21 protein-coding genes are annotated in these 23,592 nt (G+C 74.0%); 14 read left to right on the top strand and 7 right to left on the bottom strand.

Features of this window, described 5'->3' with window-relative positions; genetic code table 11:
• Positions 1-142 precede the first annotated feature (142 nt).
• Together WME98_RS45455 and WME98_RS45450 are read left to right on the top strand one after the other, a co-directional pair.
• Positions 143-1,225, top strand: a complete 1,083-nt coding sequence (locus WME98_RS45455) for a fatty acid desaturase family protein (protein ID WP_437947851.1) — start codon at positions 143-145, stop codon at positions 1,223-1,225.
• 13 nt (positions 1,226-1,238) lie between these two features.
• A complete protein-coding gene (locus WME98_RS45450) occupies positions 1,239-2,099 on the top strand; it encodes a hypothetical protein (protein ID WP_437947849.1) in 861 nt (286 codons plus the stop codon).
• Between the two features lie 59 nt (positions 2,100-2,158).
• Here WME98_RS45450 and WME98_RS45445 read toward each other — a convergent pair whose 3' ends face one another.
• On the bottom strand, positions 2,159-2,821 hold the full coding sequence (locus WME98_RS45445; protein ID WP_437947847.1) for an HAD family hydrolase: 663 nt from the start codon (positions 2,819-2,821) through the stop codon (positions 2,159-2,161).
• A 285-nt stretch (positions 2,822-3,106) separates the two neighbouring features.
• Between WME98_RS45445 and WME98_RS45440 the strand changes: the two genes are divergently transcribed.
• Entirely contained in the window at positions 3,107-5,725 is a 2,619-nt protein-coding gene (locus tag WME98_RS45440; RefSeq protein ID WP_437947845.1) for an efflux RND transporter permease subunit, read from the top strand.
• A 526-nt stretch (positions 5,726-6,251) separates the two neighbouring features.
• On the opposite strand, the gene WME98_RS45435 is transcribed toward WME98_RS45440, so the two are convergent.
• Positions 6,252-6,728: an SRPBCC family protein gene (locus tag WME98_RS45435; RefSeq protein ID WP_437947843.1), complete on the bottom strand. Its 477-nt coding sequence runs from the start codon at positions 6,726-6,728 to the stop codon at positions 6,252-6,254.
• Positions 6,729-7,006: 278 nt separating this feature from the next.
• On the opposite strand from WME98_RS45435, the gene WME98_RS45430 reads away from it, so the two are divergent.
• Genes WME98_RS45430 through WME98_RS45420 form a run of 3 tightly spaced genes read left to right on the top strand, consistent with a single transcriptional unit; the run spans position 7,007 to position 8,983 of the window.
• Positions 7,007-7,138 (top strand): hypothetical protein, encoded by a 132-nt coding sequence (locus tag WME98_RS45430; protein WP_437947841.1) that lies wholly within the window; start codon positions 7,007-7,009, stop codon positions 7,136-7,138.
• A complete protein-coding gene (locus WME98_RS45425; protein ID WP_437947839.1) occupies positions 7,131-8,408 on the top strand; it encodes an AAA family ATPase in 1,278 nt (425 codons plus the stop codon). The genes WME98_RS45430 and WME98_RS45425 overlap by 8 nt, the downstream gene beginning before the upstream one ends.
• Positions 8,405-8,983, top strand: a complete 579-nt coding sequence (locus tag WME98_RS45420; protein ID WP_437947837.1) for a hypothetical protein — start codon at positions 8,405-8,407, stop codon at positions 8,981-8,983. Before WME98_RS45425 ends, WME98_RS45420 begins: the two co-directional genes overlap by 4 nt.
• A gap of 12 nt (positions 8,984-8,995) precedes the next feature.
• On the opposite strand, the gene WME98_RS45415 is transcribed toward WME98_RS45420, so the two are convergent.
• Complete coding sequence (locus tag WME98_RS45415; protein ID WP_437947836.1) at positions 8,996-10,030, bottom strand: hypothetical protein; 1,035 nt, start codon at positions 10,028-10,030, stop codon at positions 8,996-8,998.
• The gene (locus WME98_RS45410; protein ID WP_437947835.1) at positions 10,011-10,997 is read right to left on the bottom strand and encodes a hypothetical protein; all 987 of its coding nucleotides are present in this window, start codon (positions 10,995-10,997) and stop codon (positions 10,011-10,013) included. The genes WME98_RS45415 and WME98_RS45410 overlap by 20 nt, the downstream gene beginning before the upstream one ends.
• A 367-nt stretch (positions 10,998-11,364) precedes the next feature.
• Here WME98_RS45410 and WME98_RS45405 point away from each other — a divergent pair, with 367 nt between their 5' ends.
• The 5 genes from WME98_RS45405 (at position 11,365) to WME98_RS45385 (ending at position 14,810) form a co-directional block, all read left to right on the top strand.
• Positions 11,365-11,670 (top strand): hypothetical protein, encoded by a 306-nt coding sequence (locus tag WME98_RS45405; RefSeq protein ID WP_061623645.1) that lies wholly within the window; start codon positions 11,365-11,367, stop codon positions 11,668-11,670.
• Positions 11,671-11,730: 60 nt separating this feature from the next.
• Positions 11,731-12,603, top strand: coding sequence for an MNIO family bufferin maturase (gene bufB, locus WME98_RS45400; RefSeq protein ID WP_437947834.1), 873 nt, complete (start codon positions 11,731-11,733; stop codon positions 12,601-12,603).
• Positions 12,587-13,486, top strand: coding sequence for an HvfC/BufC family peptide modification chaperone (locus tag WME98_RS45395; RefSeq protein WP_437947833.1), 900 nt, complete (start codon positions 12,587-12,589; stop codon positions 13,484-13,486). Before bufB ends, WME98_RS45395 begins: the two co-directional genes overlap by 17 nt.
• Before the next feature lie 9 nt (positions 13,487-13,495).
• On the top strand, positions 13,496-13,927 hold the full coding sequence (locus tag WME98_RS45390) for a secondary thiamine-phosphate synthase enzyme YjbQ (RefSeq protein ID WP_061623647.1): 432 nt from the start codon (positions 13,496-13,498) through the stop codon (positions 13,925-13,927).
• 130 nt (positions 13,928-14,057) lie between these two features.
• Positions 14,058-14,810: a lysophospholipid acyltransferase family protein gene (locus WME98_RS45385; protein WP_437947832.1), complete on the top strand. Its 753-nt coding sequence runs from the start codon at positions 14,058-14,060 to the stop codon at positions 14,808-14,810.
• Between the two features lie 126 nt (positions 14,811-14,936).
• On the opposite strand, the gene WME98_RS45380 is transcribed toward WME98_RS45385, so the two are convergent.
• A complete protein-coding gene (locus tag WME98_RS45380; RefSeq protein WP_437947831.1) occupies positions 14,937-15,806 on the bottom strand; it encodes an SGNH/GDSL hydrolase family protein in 870 nt (289 codons plus the stop codon).
• Between the two features lie 148 nt (positions 15,807-15,954).
• On the opposite strand from WME98_RS45380, the gene WME98_RS45375 reads away from it, so the two are divergent.
• Positions 15,955-17,334, top strand: coding sequence for a site-2 protease family protein (locus WME98_RS45375; RefSeq protein WP_437947830.1), 1,380 nt, complete (start codon positions 15,955-15,957; stop codon positions 17,332-17,334).
• Positions 17,335-17,384: 50 nt separating this feature from the next.
• Positions 17,385-17,840, top strand: a complete 456-nt coding sequence (gene dut, locus WME98_RS45370) for a dUTP diphosphatase (protein WP_437338742.1) — start codon at positions 17,385-17,387, stop codon at positions 17,838-17,840.
• 14 nt (positions 17,841-17,854) lie between these two features.
• Here dut and WME98_RS45365 read toward each other — a convergent pair whose 3' ends face one another.
• Both WME98_RS45365 and WME98_RS45360 read right to left on the bottom strand, forming a co-directional pair.
• A complete protein-coding gene (locus WME98_RS45365; RefSeq protein ID WP_437947828.1) occupies positions 17,855-18,763 on the bottom strand; it encodes a LysR family transcriptional regulator in 909 nt (302 codons plus the stop codon).
• Positions 18,764-18,771: 8 nt separating this feature from the next.
• Positions 18,772-20,271: a serine/threonine-protein kinase gene (locus tag WME98_RS45360; RefSeq protein WP_437947827.1), complete on the bottom strand. Its 1,500-nt coding sequence runs from the start codon at positions 20,269-20,271 to the stop codon at positions 18,772-18,774.
• Positions 20,272-20,782: 511 nt separating this feature from the next.
• Between WME98_RS45360 and WME98_RS45355 the strand changes: the two genes are divergently transcribed.
• Positions 20,783-23,524, top strand: a complete 2,742-nt coding sequence (locus WME98_RS45355; protein ID WP_437947826.1) for a phosphoenolpyruvate carboxylase — start codon at positions 20,783-20,785, stop codon at positions 23,522-23,524.
• Positions 23,525-23,592: the final 68 nt, after the last annotated feature.

Here is a 23,592-nt window from a genome sequence, read left to right as displayed (position 1 = left end):
GCGCAGATCGGCCTGCGAACGTGAGTTCGCAGCGCGGCGCGACTCCCAGGAGCGGCGGCGCGGGCGACGCGACCGTGCGAGGCGCCTCCGCGCGGCTCGCTCAACGTTGTTGGAGCTGGGCAACAGTGATAGTGACGGTGGGGTGACAGCCGAAGTCGCCACACGAGCTCCAGCGTCCGGCGGCGAGGAGCGCCCCGGCGCGGCCGGGGCAATGGGGAGGGACGCGTCGCCCGCTCCGGGGGAGCGGGCGGGGCAGCAGGGCGCGGACGCGCGCGGCCAGCCCCGGCGCCCGCGGCGCGCGCCGCGGCTCGTGAAGCACCCGGCCGAGTGGCGCCAGATCGGGATCGTCGCCGCCTACCTCGGCCTGCTCGCGGCGATGTTCTGCGCGCCCGCGTGCCGCAACGTCGTCGTGTTCGCGGCGGCGTGCTGCCTGAGCTTCCTGAACGCCGTGGTCATCCACAACCACCTGCACCAGGGCATCTTCCAGAGCCGCCGGCTCAACATGCTCTTCCGCTGCGTGCTCAGCTTCGGCGCGCTCTACCCGGCGTCGGCGAACGTCCCCTCTCACAACCTGGTCCACCACCATTTCGACGACGAGGGCCAGCCCGACTGGGCGGCGCCGGAGCACGTCTCGTTTCGCTGGAACCTCCTCAATCTGATCCATTTCCCCAACGTCGCTGGGCCGAACACCTTCGCCGGCGTCGCGCGCTGGAACGCGCTGGCCGGCCGGCCCGAGCACGTCCGGCAATACCGGCTCGAGACGGTCTTCGCCTTCGGGCTCACCGGGGCGCTCCTCCTCGTCGATTTCTGGACGGCGCTCTTCTTCGTCGTGCTCCCGCAGCTCTACGGCGCGCGCTGCATCCTCCGGATCAACCTCATCCAGCACGACGGGTGCGACGTCCGGAGCGAGTGGAACCACTCGCGCAACTTCGTCGGACGCGCGTTCAACTGGATCATGTGCAACAACGGTTATCACACGATCCACCACAACCGCGCTGGGCTGCACTGGTCGGTGCTCGCCGAGGCGCACCAGCGCGAGGTCGCCCCGCGCATCGATCCTGGGCTGAACGAGCCGAGCATGCTCGGCTACCTGCTCCGGACCTACGTGCTCCGCTTCGATCGGCCCGCCCCGCGCGACGTCGCCCAGGCGGAGCGGTCCGCTCCGCCGATCGCGCTCTCGCCCCGCGAGCTCCGCCGCGCGGAGGCCGAGGCCGCCAGCGTGTAAGGCGCGCCGAGCGATGCTGACGCGCGAGCTCATGGGCGCCCTCGCCCTGGCCATCCTCTGGGTCAACACGCTGCTCATCGCCGCGGCCGCGCTCAAGCAGCTCGCGGCCGTCGCGGCGACGCTCCGGCGGCTCGGCGCGCGCCCTGATCAGCGCGGCGCCGCGCTGATCGAGGCGCGCGTCCTCCGCGGCGACGGGCGCGGCGGCGCGCTCGCCGGCCACCGGATCGAGCAGGTGGGCCGCGCGGGCGCCGGCGGCTCGACGCGCGACGAGATCGTCTTCGCCGACAGCGGCCGCGGCGGCGAGATCTACGGCGGCACCGTCGTCGCGGGCGGGCGGGAGATCGCGATCGCGCCCGCCGTGGAGGGCGAGGTCTGGGTGTCGCGGGCCGAGGTCCGCGCGGCGTCCGCGTGCCCCTCCGAGGCACGCTTCGACGAGGCCTACCAGCACGCGCGCAAGCCGCGCGGCTTCTCCCGGACCGTGGAGGCCCGGATCGGCCCGGGCGCGCCGGTGTGGCTGCTCGGCGACGTGGAGCGCGCGGTGAACGACGCGGACGGCGCGGATCGCATGCGCCCCGCGCTCGTGTCCAGCGTGGACCCGCGCGCCCTTTGCCGGCGGAAGATCGCGCTGCTCTCGCTCGGCGTGGCCGGCGTCCTCGGCGGCCTCGTGGGCTGCACCGCGCTCGCGCTGTCGCGGCCGCGCTTCGGGCCGCTGAGCACCGCGGGCGGCGCGCTCTGCCTCGCGTTCTTCCTGCTCGTCCAGCCGCTCGGGACCGCCCTGCGCGACGCCGCGCGCCTCCCGAGCGCCGCGCCCGCGCGCGGCCGCTGGGTCCGGCGGCGCGCGGGCGGCGCGTCGCCGCGCGCCGCCTCCAGCTAGGCGCGAGGCGCCGATCGAACGAGCGCGCGAGCGTCGCCTCGCCCTCGCTCCCGCTCGCTCTAGCCGGGCGACAGGAGCCGATCGAACGCGTCCTCGGGGAGCTCGTCGAGCCGCTCGACCGAGAGATCCGCGCCGAGCGCCGCGTGCCGCGGGCCCACGCCGATCACCTTCATGCCGCCGCGCTTGCCGGCGAGGGCGCCGGCCGGCGCGTCCTCGACCACGACGCACCGGCCCGGCGGGGCGCCCACGGCCTCGGCCGCGCGGAGGAACACCGCGGGGTGCGGCTTGCCGTGCGACACCTCCTCGCCGCTGACGACGGCGTCGAACGCGCCCGCGAGCCCGGTCGCCGCGAGGATCGCGTCGAGGTTCTCGCGCGGCGCGGAGGACGCGATCGCCATCCGGAAGCCGCGCCGTGGGAGCGCGCTCAGCCACGCGCGCACGCCGGGCAGCGGCTCGATCCCCGACGCGGCCACCCGCTCCCGGTAGCGCCGCTCCTTCGCGCCGGCGATCCGGGCGATCTCGGCTTCCGGGATCCCTGGATCGAGCAGGCGGCGGAGCAGATCGTCGTTGCGCATCCCGAACACCGCATCATGGTCGCTGTGGTCGTAGGTGCGCCCCTCGGCCGCGAGCGCGTCTCGCCAGGCGGTGAAATGGAGCTCGCTGGAGTCGATCAGCGTCCCGTCCAGATCCCAGAGAACGGCCTTCGGCTGCGAGAGCGACATGGCAAGACACTAGCACCCGCCGCACCGCGGAATCTCCACGGCGCCGGCGCGCACGCCCGTTCGCTGCTCGCAGGGTTCCCCGCCGGCGACCGGTCGCTGGGTCACGGATTTCTGCTATCGCTCCCCCGCGATCCTCGGGCCGCCTCCCTACGTCGGCCGCGCCCGGCCGCCTCGCCGAGCGCGCTCCGCTGTTCCGCGGGGAAGCTGTTCCCTAGGTAGGGCGTAGCTCACCCTGGCGCGTTCGCGCGCTCACCGTTTCAAGCCCTCGGATCCCCTGACCTCCTCATGCCCTCTCCGCAGATGCCACCCGCGGCGCCTCGCTCGCCGACCTCGCCATCCCACGCCTCCTCCCCCCACGCCGCGCCGCCCTCCTCGAAGGGCGGCGGGCTCGCCGCGCGCCTCGCCGAGCTCCAGGTGAACCGGCCCGCGCTGCCGCTGCTCGCCACCGGGCTCATCACCGTCATCGCCCTCTTCCTGGCGACGCGGCTCACGGTGCTGACCGGCTTCGAGTCGCTCCTGCCGGCGTCCCGGCCCAGCGTGCAGGAGCTCGACCGGGTCGCGGCCAAGACCGCCGGCGTGTCGACGCTCTTCGTCGTGCTGCAGGGCGGCGAGGGCACGCCCACGGTCGCGCTCCAGAAGGCCGCGGACGCGCTCGTGCCCGAGCTCGAGCGGCTCGGGCCGCCGTGGGTCGGCAGCGTCGAGGACGGCGTGCACGAGGCGTTCCGCTACCTCTCGCCGCGCGCCGGGCTCTACGTCGATCGCGACCGGCTCACGAAGCTGCGGGACGACATCGAGGCGCGCTACGCCTACGAGGTCAACAAGGCGACCGGCGCGCTGCTCGACGAGGACGAGCCGCCGCCCGAGGTGAGCGCCCGCTCGATCGAGCAGAGCCTCGGCCTGAACGGGATCGACGCCGGGCGCTACCCCGACGGCTATTACCAGTCGAAGGACGGCAAGACCGTCGTCGTCGCCATCCGCTCGAAGGTGCTGGGGAGCGATTTCGCCGCCGGCAGCGAGGCGATCCGCCGCGTGCGCGAGGTCGTCGATCGCGTGCGCCCCGCCTCGTTCGACCCCGGGATCACCTACGGCCTCGCCGGCGATCTGCAGACCGGCATCGCCGAGTACGCGGCGATCAACGAGGACCTGACCGACGTCGGCGTCGCGGGCGCCGTCCTCATCGGGGCGGTCGTGTTCCTCTATTACCTGCGCGTGCGCATGCTCGTCGCCATGCTGATCACGATCGGCACCGGCGTCGCCTGGACGTTCGGGGTCACGCAGCTCGCGATCGGCCACCTCAACATGGCGACCGGGTTCCTCTTCTCGATCGTCGCCGGCAACGGGATCAACTTCGGCATCATCTACATGGCGCGCTACCTGGAGGCGCGCCGCGGCGGCGCGAGCCTGCTCGAGGGCGTGCGCGTCGCCCACCGCGAGACCTGGCTGCCCACGCTCACGGCCGGCTGCGCCGCCGCGGCCGCCTACGGCTCGCTGCTCGTCACCGAGTTCCGCGGCTTCCACGACTTCGGGCTGATCGGCAGCGCCGGCATGGTGCTCTGCTGGGTCGCCACGTTCCTCGCGCTGCCGAGCGTCCTCGCGGTGATGGAGCGGCTCAGCCCCCTCGATCGGGCGTCGCCGGGCCTCTTCGGCAGGCTCCGGCGGCGCACCCAGGGCGGCATCGCGTTCGGCGAGCCGTTCGCGCGGCTCGCGGCGCGGAGCCCTGTCGCGCTGACGGTCGCCGGCCTCGCCCTGGCCGCGGTCGGCCTCGTCGCGACGGTCGCCTACGTGCGCGCCGATCCGATGGAGTACGACCTCCGGAACCTCCGCAACGACGAGAGCGCGCGCGCCGAGGAGATCCGGCTGACCGCGCTCGCGGAGGAGATCACGGGCTACGTAGGCACCGACGGCATGGCGATCCTCGTGGATCGGCCCGAGCAGGTCGAGCCGCTGCGCGCGGCGCTCTACGCGCGGCGCGACGCGGCGCCCGAGCGCGAGAAGCCGTTCAAGGAGATCTACGCCCTCCAGGATCTGGTCCCGAAGGATCAGGCGGCGAAGATCCCGTTGCTCCTCGAGATCAAGGAGCGCGTCCTCCGGGCGAAGAAGCGCGGCCTCATCGGCGACGAGGACTGGAGCCGGATCCAGGCCATCATTCCGCCGGACGATCTCGCGCCGTTCGGGATCGAGGACCTCCCGGCGGGGGTGGCGCGGGCCTTCACGGAGACGGACGGGACGCGCGGGCGCATCGTGTACATCAGCCCGATCACGCCCGAGAGCGTGCACGACGCGCACTACCTCTTCCGCTGGGCGGACGCGTACCGCGAGACGCGGCTGCCGGACGGCAGCGTCGTGCGCGGCTCGGGGCGCGCGGTCATCTACGCGGACATGTGGGCGGCGGTCATCGACGACGTGCCGCCGGCGGTGCTCTTCTCGCTGGCCGCGACGGTCCTCGTCGTGCTCATCGCCTTCCGCGGCGGCCGCCCGGCGTTCGCGGTGCTCGGCGCGCTGCTCGTCGGCGTCCTGTGGATGGCGGGGCTGCTCGTGCTGCTGGGCGTGAAGCTCAACTTCCTGAACTTCATCGCCCTCCCGCTGACGTTCGGCATCGGCGTCGACTACGCCGTGAACATCGTGCAGCGCTACGCGCGCGAGGGCGCCGGCGGCGCGCTGACCGCCGTGCGCGAGACGGGCGGCGCGGTGATCCTCTGCAGCCTCACCACGACGCTGGGCTACCTCGCCCTGGTGCGCTCGCAGAACCACGCCGTGCGGAGCCTCGGCGTGGCCGCGGTCCTCGGCGAGCTCGCCTGCCTCTTCGCCGCCGTCCTCGTGCTGCCCGCGGCGCTCCTCTGGCGCGACCGGCGGCGCCCGAAGGGCGAGGAGAGCTTCCTGGCCGTCGGCCGCCCGACGACCTGAGCGCTCCGGCGGCGATCCCTCGCGGCACGCCCGCCCCAGCCGGCGGGCACGACCTGTTGCGGCCCCCGGCGCCAGCCCCTGCGAGAGCACTCGAACCGTTGCGGCCCCCCTGGCGCCGGCCCCTGCGAGAGCACTCGAACCGTTGCGGCCTCCTGGCACCGGCCCCTGCGAGAGCACTCGAACCGTTGCGGTCCCCCTGGCGCCGGCCCCTGCGAGAGCACTCGAACCGTCACGTCCCCCTGGCGCCGGCCCCTGCGAGAGCACTCGAACCGTTGCGGCCCCCCTGGCGCCGGCCCCTGCGAGAGCACTCGAACCGTCACGTCCCCCTGGCGCCGGCCCCTGCGAGAGCACTCGAACCGTTGCGGCCCCCCCGGCGCCGGCCCCTCCTGACGGTTGCGATCCGTTGCGCCCCCCCGGCGCCAGCCCCTCCCGACGGACGCGGTCCGGCGCTGGCCCCTGCGGCCACCCCTCACCGAGCCGTGCATGCTCCGCCTCGGCCCGCGCGCTCCAACAGCGCCGCTGCCTATCACCCGGAGCGGCGCCGCTGCGCGAAGTACTCCTTGATGGCGACGAGCTCCTTCGCGGTGAGGGCGGCGATCGACGGGGCGACCATCTCCGGCTCGTGGCCTGGCGCGACGCCGAATTCTCGGGACCACTCGAGGAACGTCTTGCCCGGCTCGCTCGTGACGGGGCGGAGCCGGTACGTCGCGATGTACCCCTCCGCGCCCAGGACCTGCCCGAGCAGCCGGTACGTGACGGAGCGCTCGGTCTCGGATCGCGCGACCACCTCCTCCAGGGCCCTCTCTCCCGACGGATGGAGCGTGAACTCGAAGCGCGACGGGATCTTCTCCGCCGACCCGCCGTCGATGTAACGGTAGTCCTTGACGGCGTCGCCGAAGACGATCGGCAGGAGCTTGACCACGTCGCGGAGCTCTCGCCATGCGTCCTCGACGGGCGCGTCCACCACCGCCGAATCGTAGACGTGATACCGGGCTGCGAGCATCGATGTTCCTCCCCGCGGCGTCGCACGAGCGCGACTTCCTTCCGCGCAGCGGACGATGCTACCGGATCGCTCCGCAGCGCCGCGCTCGGCCGCACGACGACGCGGTGCTGCCATCCCCAGACCCGCTGGCAGCGCCTCGGTGGCTCCGGGCCCCCGGCGACCAGCCCCGGCGGAGCAGTCGCGCAGCTCCCTCCCCGTGATGCGTTGCGGCCGGCGGAGCCCCGCGGGAGCGCCTTTTCTTGCCTTTTATCGCGCGACCCAGCAGATCACGCGTTGCCATGGTCATGACGCAGCCGGTGAAGTCCCGCCGCAAGGAGGTCTGGCACGGCTACCGCGGCCATCCGCTCGCGGCCGTCATCGACCCCGGGCGGGACGACACGCGGGCGGTCGAGAGGGGCGGCGATGCTTGAGCGGCTGGAACTGCACGACACCGGCCCCGCGCCCTCGATGGCGTTCGAGCTCGCGCCGCGGCTGAACCTGTTCGCGGGCGACAACGGACTGGGCAAGACCTTCGTGCTCGACGTCAGCTGGTTCGCGATGACGGGCACGTGGCCTGGGTACCCCGCCGCGCCGCGGCGTGGCCCCACGGTCAAGCCAGAGATCGTCCGGGAGACGCGTGACGGGGACGTCGCGCATCGGATCTCGTCGTCGTTCGACTTCGAGCGGCAAGACTGGCACACCGTCGAGCCGCGCGGCGCCTCCAGGCGCTCCGGGCTCGTCTTCTACGCCCGGGTCGACGGCAGCTTCTCCGTGTGGGACCCGCTGCGGCCTGCGGGGCACCTGCAGTTCCCCCTCGGCGTGAAGTCCACGGGACCCGTGCCTGGCTTTCACTTCACGCCCAGCCAGATCTGGAACGGGCTCACCGCCGACGACCACGACGGCTCGGTGCTCTGCAACGGCCTGATCCGCGACTGGACGACATGGCAGCTCCGGAGGGACAGCACGTTCGAGTTGCTGACGCGCGTGCTGGAGGTCCTGTCGCCGAAGCCTGGCGAGACCCTCCGCCCCGGGGCGATCACGACCCGGGTCTCGTTGCACGACGTGCGCGACATCCCCACCCTCGACATGCCCTACGGCAACATCCCGGTCGTGCTCGCGTCCGCCGGGGTGAAGCGGATCCTCTCGTTCGCCTACCTGCTCGTCTGGATGTGGCGCGAGCACGTCGAGGCCGCGAAGCTCCGGAACACCGCGCCGGAGCGGAGCCTGGTCGTGCTCGTGGACGAGCTCGAGGCTCACCTGCACCCGCAGTGGCAGCGCGTGATCCTGCCCGCCCTGCTCCGGGTGTCCCGGGAGCTCGAGGCCTCCATCGAGACGCAGCTCTTCATCACGACCCACGCGCCGCTCGTCCTCGCCTCCGCCGAGCCGCACTTCGACGAGGCGCGCGACGCGCTCTTCCTGTTCGACCTCGACGGGGCCGAGGTCACCGTGTCGAAGCCCGCATGGAAGCCGCGCGGGGACGCCTCGTCGTGGCTCACGTCCGACGTGTTCGACCTCGCGCAGGCGCGGTCCGTCGAGGCGGAGAGGGCGATCCTCGACGCCATGGCGGCGATGCGGCGGCCGGATCTGCCGATCGAGGACGCGAAGCGCATCCACGAGGAGCTGCACGAGGTGCTCAAGGACACCGACCCCTTCTGGGCGCGCTGGCTTGTCAGGGCGCGGCAGGCCGGGCTCACGCCGTGATCCACGTGCCGCTCCAGCCGGAGCCAGCGCGCTTCGACGCGCTCGTCCGGCAGCCCGGCCTGCGCGCCCTCGCCGCGAACGTCGAGCACCTGCCCCCTTACTGGCGGGAGTGCCTGGACGATCTCCGCGAGAGCTACCGCAGCATCTGCGCCTACCTGTGCGTGCTCGTCCCGCGAGGCACAGGCGCGCGATCGGTCGATCACATCGCGCCGAAATCGAAGCGGCGCGAGATGGCGTACGAGTGGAGCAACTACCGCTTCGTGTGCTCCCTCATGAACGCGCGCAAGCGCGACTTCGAGGACGTGCTCGATCCGATGGAGATCCCTGACGGATGGTTCGTCCTGGAGATGTCGTTCCTTCAGGTGCTGCCAGCGCCTGGCCTTCACGACGAGGCACGCGAGCGTGTCCAGGCGACCATCGAGCGCCTGAAGCTCAATGACAAGGAGTGCATCGCCGCACGGGAGATGTACTACGCGGCGTACCTGGACGGAGGGCTGACGCTGGAGTGGTTGCGCGAATGGAGCCCGTTCGTCGCCAGGGAGGTCGTGCGGCAGGGGCTGGCCAGGGTCCCTTGACGCGCGTATCCATCACGGCGTCTCGCGCAGATCCGCGCAGCAGCGCACGCCGGTCGAGTAGTCGAAGTACGTGAAATCGTGCGACGCGACGCGCGCCATGCACCCCTCCCGGGTCGCGCGCGCATAGAACCCGCCGACGAAGGTCCCCTCGGGATCGTCGATCCACTCGTCCAGGTTCCCCATCATATCCGCGATCGCGTCGCCCTCCCACGCGCTCGCGCACGTCGCGGTCTCGCCCGTACGCCGTAGGAGCGGCGCCCCGGCGACGCGCACCAGGTTGAGCCGCGGATCGCTGTGCCCGAGGCTCACGTCGCGGTGGAGCACGCCGGCCGGGTGCGCCTCGCGGAAGACGTTGCACTTCCCGTCCGCGTACGTCGGCCCGTACGGGAACTGCTCGTCGCGCTCGCCGCGGCACGCCGTCCGCCACTCGTCGAGCGTGCAGAGCCGCTTGCCCGCGTTCCGGCACGCGAGCTCCGCCTGCGCGCCGGTCGTGTACCCCTGCGGGAGCACGCCCCGGCGCGACACGGCGCGCGGCTCGAACTCGCGCTGCTTCTGCCACCCGGGCAGCAGCGGCAGCTCCATGCGCCGCGCCTCCGCGTCGCCGAGCTGGAGCCGCATCTTCGACCACGCGCGCTCCACCGACGCGGCCGCCTGCCGGGACGGCGGGTAAAACGCCGAGAGCTCGAGCCCCGTCTCCCGGTCGAGCAGCACCGCCTCGTAGCGATCCACGCAGAACCGGCGCGCCACCCGCACCATCTCCGGCGGGCAGCGCGGCTCCGCGACCGGCGCCGGCGCCCTCGGCCCGGGCGGCGCCCCCACGAGCGGCGGCGCCGCCTCCACGGCGCCACCCCCCGCGTCCGCCGCGCCAGCCCCGCCGTCCACGGCGCCGGCCCCCGCGTCCGCCGCGCCGCCGTCTCGCTCCGACCGGCAGCCGGCGAGCGCCGCGCACGCGAGCGCCGCGGCCGCGAGCGACGCGCGCCCGCGCGCCGCGAGGCGGCGACGGGCGGCGCGAGGCCGCGCGGAGCGCTCAGCGGGTCGCGCCGGCATAGGGATCCATGGACGCGGGCGCCCGGCAGAAGAAGCGGCGGAGCACGAGGTAATGGTGGACCGGCAAGAGCAGCGTCTGCTCCCGCATCGAGAGCCCCATCCGGCTGATCTCGGCGCCCGGGAACGGCGTCTTCGGGTAGCAGCGGACGATCCCGGAGAGCGCCTCGTACTCGTCGAGCAGCCCGAGCACGTGCCCCACCTCGTGCGCGAGTACCGGCAGCGACCAGCCGGCCCGCATCGCGCTGAAGTACGGCGTCCGCCCGCAGGTCGGCGAGAGCGGCACCGCGAGGTCCACCCGGAGCGCCCTCCCGCGCGCGTCGTCCCCGAGCACGAAGTCGAAGTCGTAGCGCACCGGCAGCCCGAAGGCGCGCGCGTCGCGGTTCCAGTACCCCTCGACCTCGGTCGACCAGCGCGAAAGCAGCGCGCGGATCGCGGCCGGCGTCGCCCGGGCCGAGAACTCGCCGGAGCCAGGGCAGGCGTCCGTCGAGCCGGAGCGCGCGTACGGCGTCCCGCGGCACGCGATCGCGCCCCCGAGCGCGCCGGCCAGCCCGCAGTCGGGCAGCTCGAGCCAGGCGCCAGCGTCTGCCGGCGGATCGACCGCGATGCGGACCTCGACCTCCCAGGCGCCGCCGCGCCGCCGCACGAGGTAGCTCATCGGGCCGAAGAAGAGGCCATAGTGCGGCATCATCCCGGCGATCCGCCGCTCCCCCTCCGGCGCCTCCCCGTGGAAGACGTCCCGCGGCGCCGGCAGGCACAAATAAGCGTCCTTCGCGATCGTGTCGGCCAGGATGTCCCGGAACGTGGCCTCGCGCCCTTCGAGGACGGCCCCGCTCATGGCCTCGAGCTCCGCGGCCGCCGCCGCGATCGAGACCTCGCGCCCGGCCGCATCGGCTCCTTCGCCCGCAGCCCCGCTGCAGCCCGCCGCGCTGAGCGCGACCGCCGCGAGCGTCGCGAGCGTCGCGAACACCGCGCGCACCGCGAGCGCCGGCCGGGCCGCGCCGCCGTGGACGCTTTGTCTTGCGCGAGCGCTCCGAAGCAAGCTACGTCGTACGTGGAACGCCGCGCGCTGGCCGGCCGTCCGAGCCGCAGAGGACACGCCGCCGGACGCGGTGCGCGCAAGGGGGGCTCGCGTGGGCCTGGAGGTCAACGCCGCTCACTTACGGGGAGTTGAAGGAAGAATCAACGCGTCCGAGGTGAAACCGCGCAGCCGGTCGGCCGTAAGGACGCGTAGCGAAGGGCTCGGCGCGGTCGAGGAGACCGGCGAGGCCCGAGGAGCCCACACGCGCGGGCCGCCATGCGGGCGAGGCGCGCGATGGGCTCGGTGCTCTCGATGAATGACGAAGGTGGAGGCTCCGATGGCGATGGACATGGGCAAGTCGTTGGCGTTCACGGCGGTGTCGGGCATGGTGGCGGGCCTCGCGGGCTGTGCCTCGTCGCCGCCGCCCGCCCCCGAGACCGGGGCCTCCCCGGCCGAGCCGGCGGCCGCCGAGGCGCCCGCGGCAGGCGCCAAGGAGTGCTGCGCCGGCAAGAACGAGTGCAAGGGCAAGGGCGGCTGCAAGAGCGACACCCACGGGTGCGCGGGCCAGAACGAGTGCAAGGGCCAGGGCGGCTGCAAGCCGGCCGACTGCGGCGGCCACTGAGCCGCTGAGCCGCGCGGCGCCCGGCCCCGCGGGCCGGGCGTCGCCGCGGCGTGGTGACCCATGGCGACCCTCGAGCGCGCGAACCTCGAGCGCATGCGGCTCGGGCTCCCCGACCTCGGCGTCGGCGTCGGGCTGCGCATCCCGCACTACCGCCACATCTTCGAGCACCGGCCGCGGGTCGACTGGTTCGAGATCATCAGCGAGAACTTCATGGTCGACGGCGGCATGCCGATCGCCAACCTCGAGCGCGCCCTCGCGAGCTACCGCCTCGTCCAGCACGGCGTCTCGCTGTCGATCGGCAGCACCGATCCGCTCGACTTCGACCACCTGCGCCGGCTGAAGGCGCTCCTCCGCAAGGTGGGCTCGCCGTGGGTGAGCGATCACCTCTGCTGGAGCGGCGCGCACGGCGTCCACCTGCACGACCTGCTCCCCCTGCCCTACACGGACGAGGCCGTGCGGCACGTCGCGGCGCGGGCGCGGGTGGTGCAGGACTTCCTCGAGGTGCGGCTCGCCCTCGAGAACGTGTCGAGCTACCTGACCTTCACCTCGAGCCGGATGAGCGAGTGGGCGTTCCTCTCGGCGGTCGTCGAGGAGGCCGACTGCGGCATCCTGCTCGACGTCAACAACGTCTACGTCTCCTCGCACAACCACGGCTTCGATCCGAGCGCCTACATCGACGGCGTGCCGCACCACCGGGTCGTGCAGATCCACCTCGCCGGCCACACGGACCAGGGCAAGTACATCCTCGACACCCACAGCGCTCACGTGGCCGACCCCGTGTGGGCGCTGTACCGGCGCGCGCTGGGCCACACGGGCGACGTCTCGACGCTGATCGAGTGGGACGACGATCTGCCGGCGTTCGAGGTCCTCGCGGCCGAGGCCGAGAAGGCGCGCGCGATCCGGGAGGAGGTGGCGCGTGCGCGCGCCGCCTGACGCCGCGCCCCCGCCCGGGCTCGCCGCGATGATGGGCGAGCTCGCCCGCCTGTTCACGGCCGGCGCGCCGCTCCCCGACGACCCGGAGCTCGCCGCGCGGTGCCGCGCGCACGTCGCCGGGAGCTGCCGCCTCACGCCCGCCGAGCAGGCCGACATTTACCGGCGGCAGTTCTGGCTGCGCCACCGCGACGCCCTGCGCGAGGACTTCCCCGCGCTCGCGCACGTCCTCGGCGACGACGGCTTCGACGCGTTCTGCCGGGCGTACCTCGCGGCGCACCCGCCCGCGAGCTTCACCCTGCGCGATCTCGGGCGGCGCGTCGCCGACTTCGCGGCCGCGCACGAGGGGTTCCCCCCTGCCCTGCGGGATCTCGCGCGCGACGTGGCGCGCTACGAGCAGGCGCTCGCCGATCGGTTCGACGGCGTGTCGCCGCCGCCGCTCGATCCGGCGAAGGTGACGGGCATGCCGGAGGACGGCTGGTCCACGGCCCGGATCGTCCTCCATCCGCTGCTCGCGCTGATGCAGCTCCACTACCCGGCGCACGCCCTCCGAAGCGAGCTCCGGCAGGGCCGGTCGCCGGCGCTGCCCGCGCCGCGCCCGGTCCGGCTCGCCGTCTTCCGCAGCGACGCCGATCTCACGATGCGGTGCGAGGAGCTCGAGCCCCGGGCGTTCGCGCTCCTCGAGGCGCTCGGGCGGGGTGTGCCGCTCGTGGCGGCGTGCGAGGAGGTGGCCGCCGGCGTCGACGGGGCCGCGGGCGCTCGCGAGGCCGCGGGCGAGGCGGCGAGCGCGGCGCTCGGCGCGCGGGTCGGCGCCTGGTTCCAGCAGTGGACGAGCTGGGGGCTGATCGTCGACGTCGCGCCGGGCTCCGGCGCCGAACGCGGCTAAGATGGCGCGGTGACCACCATCGTCCAGCGCACGCTCGAGGTCCGCACGAGCGGCCGCGGTTTCGTCGACATCACGCGCGAGGTCGCGCGCGTCGTCGCCAGCGCCGGCGTCGACGTCGGGCTCTGCGCCGTGTTCCTCCAGCACACCTCGGCGAGCCTCGTCATCCAGGAGAACGCCGATCCGGCCGTCCTCCGCGATCTGGAGCGCTGGATGTCGCGCCTCGCGCCGGAGGGCCGCGACTACGAGCACGACGACGAGGGCCCCGACGACATGCCCGGTCACCTCCGCAGCGCCGTCACCCGATCGAGCGAGGTGATCCCGATCTCCGGCGGGCGCCTCGCGCTCGGGACATGGCAAGCCCTGTATGTCTGGGAGCACCGTAGCTCTCCGCACGTGCGCCGCGTGGTGGTGACGGTAACGGGCACCACAGCTGCGGGTTGAGTGGTATACTCGACGCGTTCGCATCCCGGATGAGCACGGCGCCCCCCCGGAGGGCCGCTCGTCCGCCGCGCCCGGCAGGGCCTGATCGCGCGAGCGCGCACGCGACCCCTCACCCAGCGGAACCAGAGCGATGAGCCTTCATACGACGTTCATGGGAATCTTCGACACGGCCCGGATCTGCGTTCCGACCGTGGTGGACGCGATGGTGGGCCGCGTGACGCTCGAGCGTTGCGATGAGCGGCTGGACTGGTGGGCGCGCAAGGTCCTCGAGGACGCCGACGTGGATCTCGTGGTGCGCGGGCGCGAGCATGCGGCGGGGATGCGGCCGTTCGTGGTGATGTCGAATCACCAGAGCCTCTTCGACATCCCGGTGGTGTTCCGGGCGATCCCGGGGCGGCTCCGGATGATCGCGAAGAAGGAGCTGTTCAACGTCCCCGTCTTCGGCCAGGCGATGAAGGCGGCCGGGTTCATCCGGATCAACCGGAGCGACCATGTCCAGGCGAGCGCGAGCCTGCAGGTCGGCGCCTCGATGCTCCAGGACGGCACGCGGGTCTGGATCGCCCCGGAGGGCACGCGGAGCCGGACCGGCGCGCTCCTGCCGTTCAAGAGCGGCGGGTTCAGGATGGCGATCGAGACGAACACGCCGATCCTCCCGGTCGCGATCGACGGGACGCGGCACGTGCTGAGGGCGAAGGATTACGTGGTGCAGCAGCACCACCGGGTGGTGGTCACGATCATGCCGCCGATCGATCCGGCGCCCTACGGCGCGGGCGGGCGCAACCGGCTCATGCGGGACGTGCGCGCCGCGATCGCGGGCGCGCTCGGGCACGATCCGGGGCTGGTCCACCGCGGCGTCGGGGTGGCGACGTCGTCGCCGGCGTAGGGGATTGCGGCGGGCTTCGCGCTCGGGCGGCCCATGGTGCCGTCCTCCGTCTTCCGTCTCCCCTCTCCCGTCCTCGTCTGGCATCCCCGTGCGCGTGCGCGTGCGCGAGATCGTGCCCGGAGCAATTCAGAGCCGCTCGGCCTGCCGAGCGGCGGCCGGCTCGCTCTGCTGGAGCGCGCTCTCCGGCGGCTGCGCCCGCGATCGGTGCTCCTCCGGCGGGGACGGCCGGAGCGCCCAGGGGCTGCGCTTCGTCGCCTCGCCGCCCTCGCCCTCGCCCGGCGGCAGGTGCTCCGCCATGAGCCAGGCCCAGAAGGCGTCGGCCCAGCGCGCGCCGCCCACCTCGTTCGGGTGGATCTTGTCCTTCTTGCGCGGGAGGGGGCCGGGCACCAGCGCGTCGGAGTCGAAGAAGCGGCACGGCGCCGAGTTGGTCCGGATCACGTCGATGATCCCGGTGTCCTTCCGCCAGAGCGGCGGGGAGACCCACACGCACGGGCGGCCGCCGATCGCCTTGACGATGCGCCGGACCGCGCCGGCGTGGGCCGGGGGATTGACGTTCTCGACCTCGTTGGCGCCGAGGCTGATGATCACGAGGTCCGGCTGGTAGTTGGCGACGAGGAGCTCCATCCTGGAGGCCCACGTCACCGTGTACGAGCTGGTCTCCGCCTTCACCGCGTAGCGGACGCGGTGCGCCTCCATCCGCGGACGGAGCGCCTGCGCGAAGCCCGCGAGCGCGAACGAGTCGCCGATGTGCAGGACCGCCGTGTTGGGCGGAACCGAGAACTCCGGCGGCGCGGCCGGCGGCGGCGCGACGGCGTCCGCGGACGCCGCGGGCGGCGCGGCGGCCTCCGGGGGGCGGGCCGGGGCCGGCGCGACCCCGGACGGCGGCGCGTCCGGCGGCGGAGCGGGCGGCCCAGGCGGCGGCGCGGCGCCGCACGCCATGCCCGCCGCAGCAACCCCGGCGAACGCCCATTTCCTGACCCGGATCCCGCTGCCCATGCTCGCTCCCAACGCCGCGTCGAGCGCGCGGCCGGAGGCGCCGGAGGGGCACGCGGCCGCGCGAAAAGGTCGCGCGGCGCACTCTAGGGCAGGCCGCGTCCGCACGGCAATCATTGAGCAGACGGCCCGCAGGCCTTATTACATGCGCATGAGCTTCCGTCTGTTTGGAGTCTCGGTCGACGTCCAGCTCGGGTTCTGGCTCTCCGCCGCGCTGCTCGGGTTCGGGATCTTGGCCAGGGAACAGTACCAGCAGTTCCTCGTGTGGGTCCTCGTGGTCTTCCTGTCGGTCCTCATGCACGAGTTCGGTCACGCGTTCGCCATCAAGCGGCACCGGATCGAGCCGGAGATCACGCTGCACTTCATGGGGGGGACCACGACATGGCGGTCGCTCCTGCCGCTCGGTCGGCTCCAGCACGTGATCATCAGCCTGGCCGGCCCCTTCGCCGGGTTCTTCGTCGCCGGCGTCCTGCACCTCCTGCTCCTCTATGTCCCGGCGCTCTACGCCCTCCCGATCATGGTGCTGAGCGGGATGGAGATGCTCATCACGGTCAACGTGTGGTGGGGCATCCTCAACCTGATCCCCGTGCTCCCGTTCGACGGCGGCCACGTGCTCGAGCACGCGCTCGGCCCGCGGCGGGGCCGGCTGACGGCGGGGATCTCGGGCGTCGCCGCCGTCCTGCTCGCCATCTTCTTCCTCCGCGCGGGGTTCTTCTTCTTCTCGCTGATCCTCGTCATGTCCGCCTTCCAGAGCCTGCAGCGGTTCCGCAGCGAGCCGGCGGCCTCGTCGCCGGCGATGAACCGCCGGCGCGCCGCGCTCCACGAGGAGCCGGTGCCGCCCGAGACGGCGGTCCTGCTCCAGCGGGCGCGCCGGGCCGTGGAGGACGAGCGGACGGACGAGGCGATCGCGCTGGCGAACGAGGTGCTCGCGCAGTCCCCGGCGCCGCCGAAGCGCGCGATCCGGGAGGCGCACGAGCTCATCGGCTGGTCGCACCTGCTCCTCGGCGACACGACGCGCGCGGGCGAGTCGCTCGCGCAGGCGCGCAAGCACGGCGAGCCGGATCCGGCGCTGGTCGGCGCGGTGCACCTCGCGCTCGGCGAGCTCCGGCAGGCGCGCAAGGTCCTGGAGGCCGCCCGCGAGGCCGGCGACGACCGGAAGGAGGTCGCCGGGCCGCTGATCCGTGTGCTCGTCGAGCAAGGCGAGGTGGCGCGGGCGGCCGCGGTCGCGCTCGACATCGTGGAGCAGCTCTCGGAGGACGACGCGCGGAGGATGGCGGAGATCGCGTTCGCGCACGGCGCGTTCGACTGGTCGGCGCGGCTCTACGAGGCGATCTTCCGCCGCGCGGGCCAGAGCGAGGACGCCTACGGCGCCGCGCGCGCGAGCGCCAAGGACGGAAACCTGGAGGGCGCGCTCGAGCTGCTCCGGCGCGCGGTCGAGGCCGGCTTCTCGGATCGGGCGCGGGCGTGGTCGGACACGGCGCTCGAGGCGCTCCGCGGCTCCGGGCTCGAGGCGGTGCTGCCGCGCCCGTGATCGCGGAAATCCTGACGGGATCTCCGGGGCGCTGAACTAGGCTCCGGCGCGTGCGCATCCAGGTGCCTTTCCTCCAGGTGGGATCCGTCGAGGTCCCGCCGCCCGCCTACAAGTCCGAGGGAGCCGTCGGGCTCGATCTCTGCGCCGCCGTCGACGCGCCGGTGACGCTCGCGCCCGGGGAGCGGAAGCTCCTGCCCACGGGCTACGCCGTCGCCCTCCCCGACGGCTACGAGGGGCAGGTGCGCCCGCGCTCGGGGCTCGCCCTCCACCACGGGATCACCGTGCTCAACTCCCCCGGGACGATCGACCCGGATTACCGCGGGGAGATCAAGGTCGTCCTGATCAACCTCGGCGCGAAGCCGTTCACCGTGAGCCGGGGCGATCGGATCGCGCAGCTCGTGATCTGCCCGGTCGCCCTCGCCGACGTGGTCCTGGTCTCCGCGCTCGCGCCCACGGCGCGCGGCGCGGGCGGCTACGGCTCGACGGGCGTGCGCCGCGAGCCCTAGCGCCGCGCGCCGGCTCACCGCGACCTGAGCTCCTCGAGCAGGAAGCTCCACACGGCGGACACGCGGGGCACGTCGCGCAGGGCGCGGTGCCCGACGAGCCAGAGGTGGTCGGTCGGCCACTCGGCCGCGCTCGCCTCGAGCGCGCCCGCGAACCCGAGCGGCGTGAGCGCGTGCACGCGCAGGTACGGCTCCGGGACCAGCGCGGCGCCGAGGCCGAGCTCGGCCGCGGTGATCTGCGACCGGAAGAAGCTCGTGCGCAGCGCGATCTCCGCGCCGGGGGCGTGGCGCGCGAGCCAGAGCGCCGGAGGGAAGCTGGCGAGGTCGCGATCCCAGGTGATCCACGGCAGGGCGTCCCACGCCTCGACGCGGCCGGCGTCCCGCGCGAGCTCCGCCGAGGCCGCGGCGACCCAGCGCGCCGACGCGAGCTTCGTCGCGACGAGGTCGGCGCCCTCCGGCCGGACCGAGCGCAGCGCGAGATCCGCCTCGCGCCGGGTGAGATCGAGCACGCGCACGGACGCGTCGAGCTCGATCCGGATCCCGGGGTGGCGCGCGCGGAGGCGCACCAGCGTCGGCACGACGAACGAGTCGGCGAACCCGGGGGCGACGCTGAGGCGCACGACGCCCTCCGCGTCCGCCTCGGCGCCCGAGGCGTCGCGCGCGAGGCGCCGGTGCGCCGCCTCCATCGCCTCGGCCGCGGGCAGCACGAGCTCGGCGACGCGCGTCGGGACGAGGCCCTCGCGCGTCCGATCGAAGAGGCGCGCGCCGAGCGTCGCCTCGAGCGCCGTCAGGCGGCGGCTCACCGTCGAGGTGTCGAGGCCGAGCCGCACGCCCGCCTGGCCCAGGCTGCCGTGGCGGTGGAGGGCGAGGAAGATGCGGATGTCGTCCCATCGCGCGTCGCCGAGGTCCTGCGATCTCACGGCCATGGAGCGCGCTAGCGATCCGACGCGAACAGCCGGAAGACCGCGATCCCGATCCCCAGGACCACGAGGCCCACCGCGAGGTGGAGGAGCCGGAGCGGGCCCACGCCGATGCGCTCGCCGTCGAAGAGCAGCGACGCGGCCCCGAGATCGAGGAGCGTGATGACGACGGCCGCGCCCGCGAGCCGCACGGGCAAGGCGAACATGGCCATGAGCTCGCCGGCGCTCAGGCTGGGGCGCGCGGGCGCGCGGGCCGTCATCGGGGGCGGCATCCGCGACGGCGCGTACGACGGCCGCGCGAAGGGCGGGGGCGCCGGGGGAGACCAGTCGAGCGCGAGCGGCACGACCGGCTCGGTGGGCAGGCTGTGCGCCGGGAGGCGGCCGCCGCGCTCCGGCAGATCGAGCTCCCGCGTGGCCTCGTCCGCGAACGACGCCGGCGACGTGAGCCCGGCGCCCGGGCGATCCAGCGCGCGCGTGGCTCGCGCGGCCGCGGGCGACGCCGAGGGGCGGCGGGCGCCGGGCGGCGCGGGGCCGCGGCCGGGCAGCGCGATCGGCGGCGCGCTCTGCGGGAGCCCGAGCGCCTGCTCGACCTCGTCCCAGAACGCGCCGAGGTCCCGGAAGCGATCGCGCGGATCCACGGCCAGCGCGCGCCGGAAGGCGCCCTCGAGCGCGTCGGGCACGAGGACGCCCTCGCTCCTCGGGGTGGGGCGGCGCTTCTCGTCGAGCACCGTGCCCATCATGGCGACGTGATCCCCGGCGATGATCTCGCGGCCGGCGAGCGCCTCGACCGCGGTGACCGCGAGGCCCCAGACGTCGGTCCACGGGCCCGTCTTGCCGAAGCGCTTCGGCGCCCACTGCTCGGGCGCGCCGTACGCGGGCGTGAACGCCGTCGAGAGGCCGCCCGACGTGGTCGCGGTCTGGCCGGCCATGACCGTCGCGGCGTCGCGGGCGCGGGCGATCCCGAAGTCGAGGATCTTCACGACCTCGGCGCCGTGGGTCTGGGCGAGGAAGATGTTGGCCGGCTTGAGATCGCGGTGCACCACGCACGTGGGGCCGCTCGGCCCGGGGAAGCGGTGCGCCGCCTCGAGCGCCCGCGCCACCGGGGTGAGCAGCCGGATCACCTCGATCGGCGAGAGCGGCGGCCGCCGCTCTGCAGCGCGGGCGGCGATGTGGCTCGCGAGCGTGCTGCCCTCGAGCCACTCCAGCGCGATGAACGGGACGAAGACGCCGCCCGCGGTCGAGATCACGTCGTGGTGCAGCGGCCGGACCACCGCGGGGATCGCCGCCGAGAGGCGGAACAGGAGCTCCGCCTCCTCGCGGAATTTGTCGAGGAACTGCGCGCGCAGCTCCTCGGGCAGCGTCCCGGGGACCTTGAGGCACTTCAGCGCGACCGGCGCGCGGAACGCCTCATGGTACGCGCGGTACACGACGCCGAACCCCCCTTCGGCGACGACCCGCTCCACCTTGAACGCCCCCTGGGTCGTGCCGACGATCCCGAAGACGTCATCGGCCATCCGCCGGAGCGTACACGAGCTCGGCGCGGCCTCGAAAGGCCCGGGAGCATCGACCTCGCGGCGCCTGCCTCGCCTGCCCTGGCTGCGCTGCCCGCCTGCCCGCCTGTCTGCCTACCCGTGCGCACTGGGCGCCTCGAGAGCCGGGCTCCCCGCCCACCAGCTTCCGCTCCCGCCTCACCACGAGCGCCCGCTCGGACGCGCTACCCCCGCGATGTTGGACGGAAACGCAAGATAAAGATCAATCATTCTCACGACTTTCATCTTCACGTGAAATCTTTCTTCTCAGCAAAGGCCCTCGCGAGCTCAGCCGGCAGCCCCCGCTGCCGCCCGCCAGGGCGCTCCCGGCGCGCTCGGCGGCCGCCGCGAGCGCCCTCGCTCCCCTGCCCCGGCACCCCGGCCGCGCTCTCGCGCCGCCGGTGAGCTCCATCACCTTCCCCCCGGGAGCGCCCGACAGTCCGCCCGGGCCACACTCGGTGGTCCGTTTTACGCCGCGTCGCGCTAGGCTCGCCGCATGCCGCCGCGTCGCCGCGAGGTCGATCGACCTCTTCGTAAAGAAGTTCGCCTGCTTGGCCGCCTGCTCGGTGAAGTGCTGATCGAGCAGGAGGGAGAAGATCTCTTCGCGCTCGAGGAGCGCATCCGCACGCTCGCCATCCGGAGGCGTCGCGGCCCGAGCGACGGGCGCGCGCACGCGGAGGCGGAGCTCAGCAAGCTGCTCGCGAGCCTGCCGCACGATCGCATCGAGCCCGTCATCCGCGCGTTCACCGTCTACTTCCGCCTCGTCAACCTGGCGGAGCAGCACCACCGCATCCGCCGCGCGCGCGCGTACGCGACCGACCCCGACGCGCGCCCGCAGCGCGGCTCGCTCGAGGCCGCGATGCGCGCGCTCAAGGAGGCGGGCGTGCCCGCGGAGCGCGTGCGCGCCGCGCTCCGCTCGCTCGACGTCACGCTCACCCTCACCGCGCACCCGACCGAGGCCGCGCGGCGCACCGTCCTCGAGAAGCTCTACCGCATCGCGCGCAACCTCGAGGAGCGCGACCGCTGCAAGCTCACGCCGGACGAGTCGGCGAAGAAGCTCGCCGAGATCCGCGAGGAGATCACCGCGCTCTGGCAGACCGACGAGGTGCGCCGCGATCGGCCCACCGTCGGCGACGAGGTGAAGAACGTCGCCTGGTACATCGAGGAGATCCTCTGGGACCTGCTCCCCGAGCTCCCCGCCGCGATCGGGCGCGCGTTCGAGGCCGCGTACGGCGAGCCGCTCGACGCCGAGTTCGTGCCGCTCCGCATTCACTCGTGGGTCGGCGCCGACATGGACGGCAACCCGCTGGTCGTGCCCGCCGTGCTCGAGGACGCGCTGTTCGCCTACCGCATCCGCGGCCTGCGCCGGCTCATCCGCGCCGCGCGCGAGCTCGGCGGCGCGCTGTCGCAGTCGCTCCGGCACGTGACGCCGCCGCCCTGGCTGCTCGCCTCGATCGAGGAGGACGCCGCCGCGATGCCGGAGGTGGCCGCGCACTTCGGGCCGCGCACCGAGGGCGAGCCGTGGCGCCGCAAGCTGCGCTTCATCGAGGCGCGCCTCACCGCCACGCTGGAGCACGCCGAGCACGGCCGCGCCGAGGCCCGCGCGCGCTACGGCCAGGGCCCCGCGCTCGAGGGGCGCGCGTTCGTGCGCCCGGAGGAGCCGACGCTCGCCGTCCCGTACCGCGAGCCCGCGGAGCTCGAGCGCGACCTCGCGCTCGTCGCCGACAGCCTCCGCGCCGCGCGCTCCGGGCACTCCGGCGAGCGGCGCGCCCGCGCGCTCCTGTCGCAGGTGCGCGCGCTCGGGTTCGCGCTCGCCGAGCTCGAGATGCGCGCCCCCGCCGAGGACGCCCGCGCCGCGGCGGCCGAGGTCGCGGAGGGCCGGATCGAGCCGGCGCAGATGGGGCCGGAGGCGCGCCGCGTCTTCGAGGCGCTCCAGCGGATCGCCGCCGCCCAGCGCGACAGCGGCGAGTCGGCGTGCCGCACGCTCGTCCTGTCGATGACCCATAGCGAGAACGACGTCCTCGCCGCGCTCGCGTGCGCGAAGGCCGCCGGGCTGTGGGACGAGGCCCGCTCGTGCGCGCGCATCGACGTGGTCCCGCTGTTCGAGTCGCTCGGCGCGCTGAACGACAGCGCGCGGATCCTGCGCGCGCTGCTCGCCCACCCGGAGTACCGCCCGCACGTCCTCGCCCGCGGCGTGCAGGAGGTGATGATCGGCTACAGCGACTCCGGCAAGGAGGTCGGCCTGCTCGCGGCGAGCGCGGCGCTCCGGCGCGTGCAGGAGACGCTGCCGAAGATCGCCGCCGAGGCCGAGCTGCCGCTCCGCGTCTTCCACGGCCGCGGCGAGTCGGTGGCGCGCGGCGGCGGCCCGGCGCACCAGGCGCTGCTCGCCCTGCCGGCCGGCAGCGTCGGCGGCCGCTACAAGGCGACGGAGCAGGGCGAGGCGCTCGACCACAAGTACGCCCGGCCCGAGCTCGCGATGCGCACGCTGGAGCTCATGCTCAGCGGCGTCATCCTGCACACGCTGGGCGCGCAGCCGCGGCCGCCCACCGCGTCCGAGCTGCGCTACGCCGCCGCGTTCGACGAGCTCGCCGAGACGGGGCGCCGCGTCTACCGCGGGCTCGTCTGGGAGGAGCCCAAGTTCGTGGAGTTCTTCACGGCGGTGACCCCGATCGACGAGATCGCGCGCCTGCCGCTCGGCTCGCGCCCGAGCAAGCGGCGCGCGGGCGGCCTCGAGTCGCTGCGCGCGATCCCGTGGGTCTTCGCGTGGACGCAGAACCGGGCGATCCTGCCGGGCTGGTACGGCGTCGGCAGCGGCCTGGAGGCGATGGGCCAGCGGCCCGAGGGCGCGGAGCTGCTGAAGGAGATGATGGCGTCGTGGCCGTTCTTCCGGGCGGTCATCGACAACGTCGAGATGGTGCTCGCGAAGGCCGACATGAACATCTTCGCGGGCTACGCCGAGCTCGCGCCGGCCGCGGCGCGGAAGGCGGTCGCGCCGCGGATCATCGCCGAGTACCGGCTGACGCGGTCGTGGCTCAAGCGGCTCACGGGCAACCGGCGGCTGCTCGACAGCAACCCGACGCTCCAGCGGTCCATCTCGCTGCGCAATCCTTACGTCGACCCCCTTTCATTCCTGCAAGTCGAGCTCCTGCGGGCGAGCCGCGGCGGGGACTCCGATCGCGATCGCTCGCTCCTGCTCACGCTGAACGGCATCGCCGCCGGCATGCGGAACACGGGGTGAGCGGCGCGCCGCCGCGTCGCTCGTCGACGCGGCGCGCTCGCTGACGACGCGTCGCTCGTCGACGCGGC

Origin of the sequence: Sorangium sp. So ce296, from assembly GCF_051529605.1 — a bacterium.
Taxonomy (GTDB): domain Bacteria; phylum Myxococcota_A; class Polyangia; order Polyangiales; family Polyangiaceae; genus Sorangium; species Sorangium cellulosum_D.
This window is presented reverse-complemented; position numbering and strand designations above follow the sequence as displayed.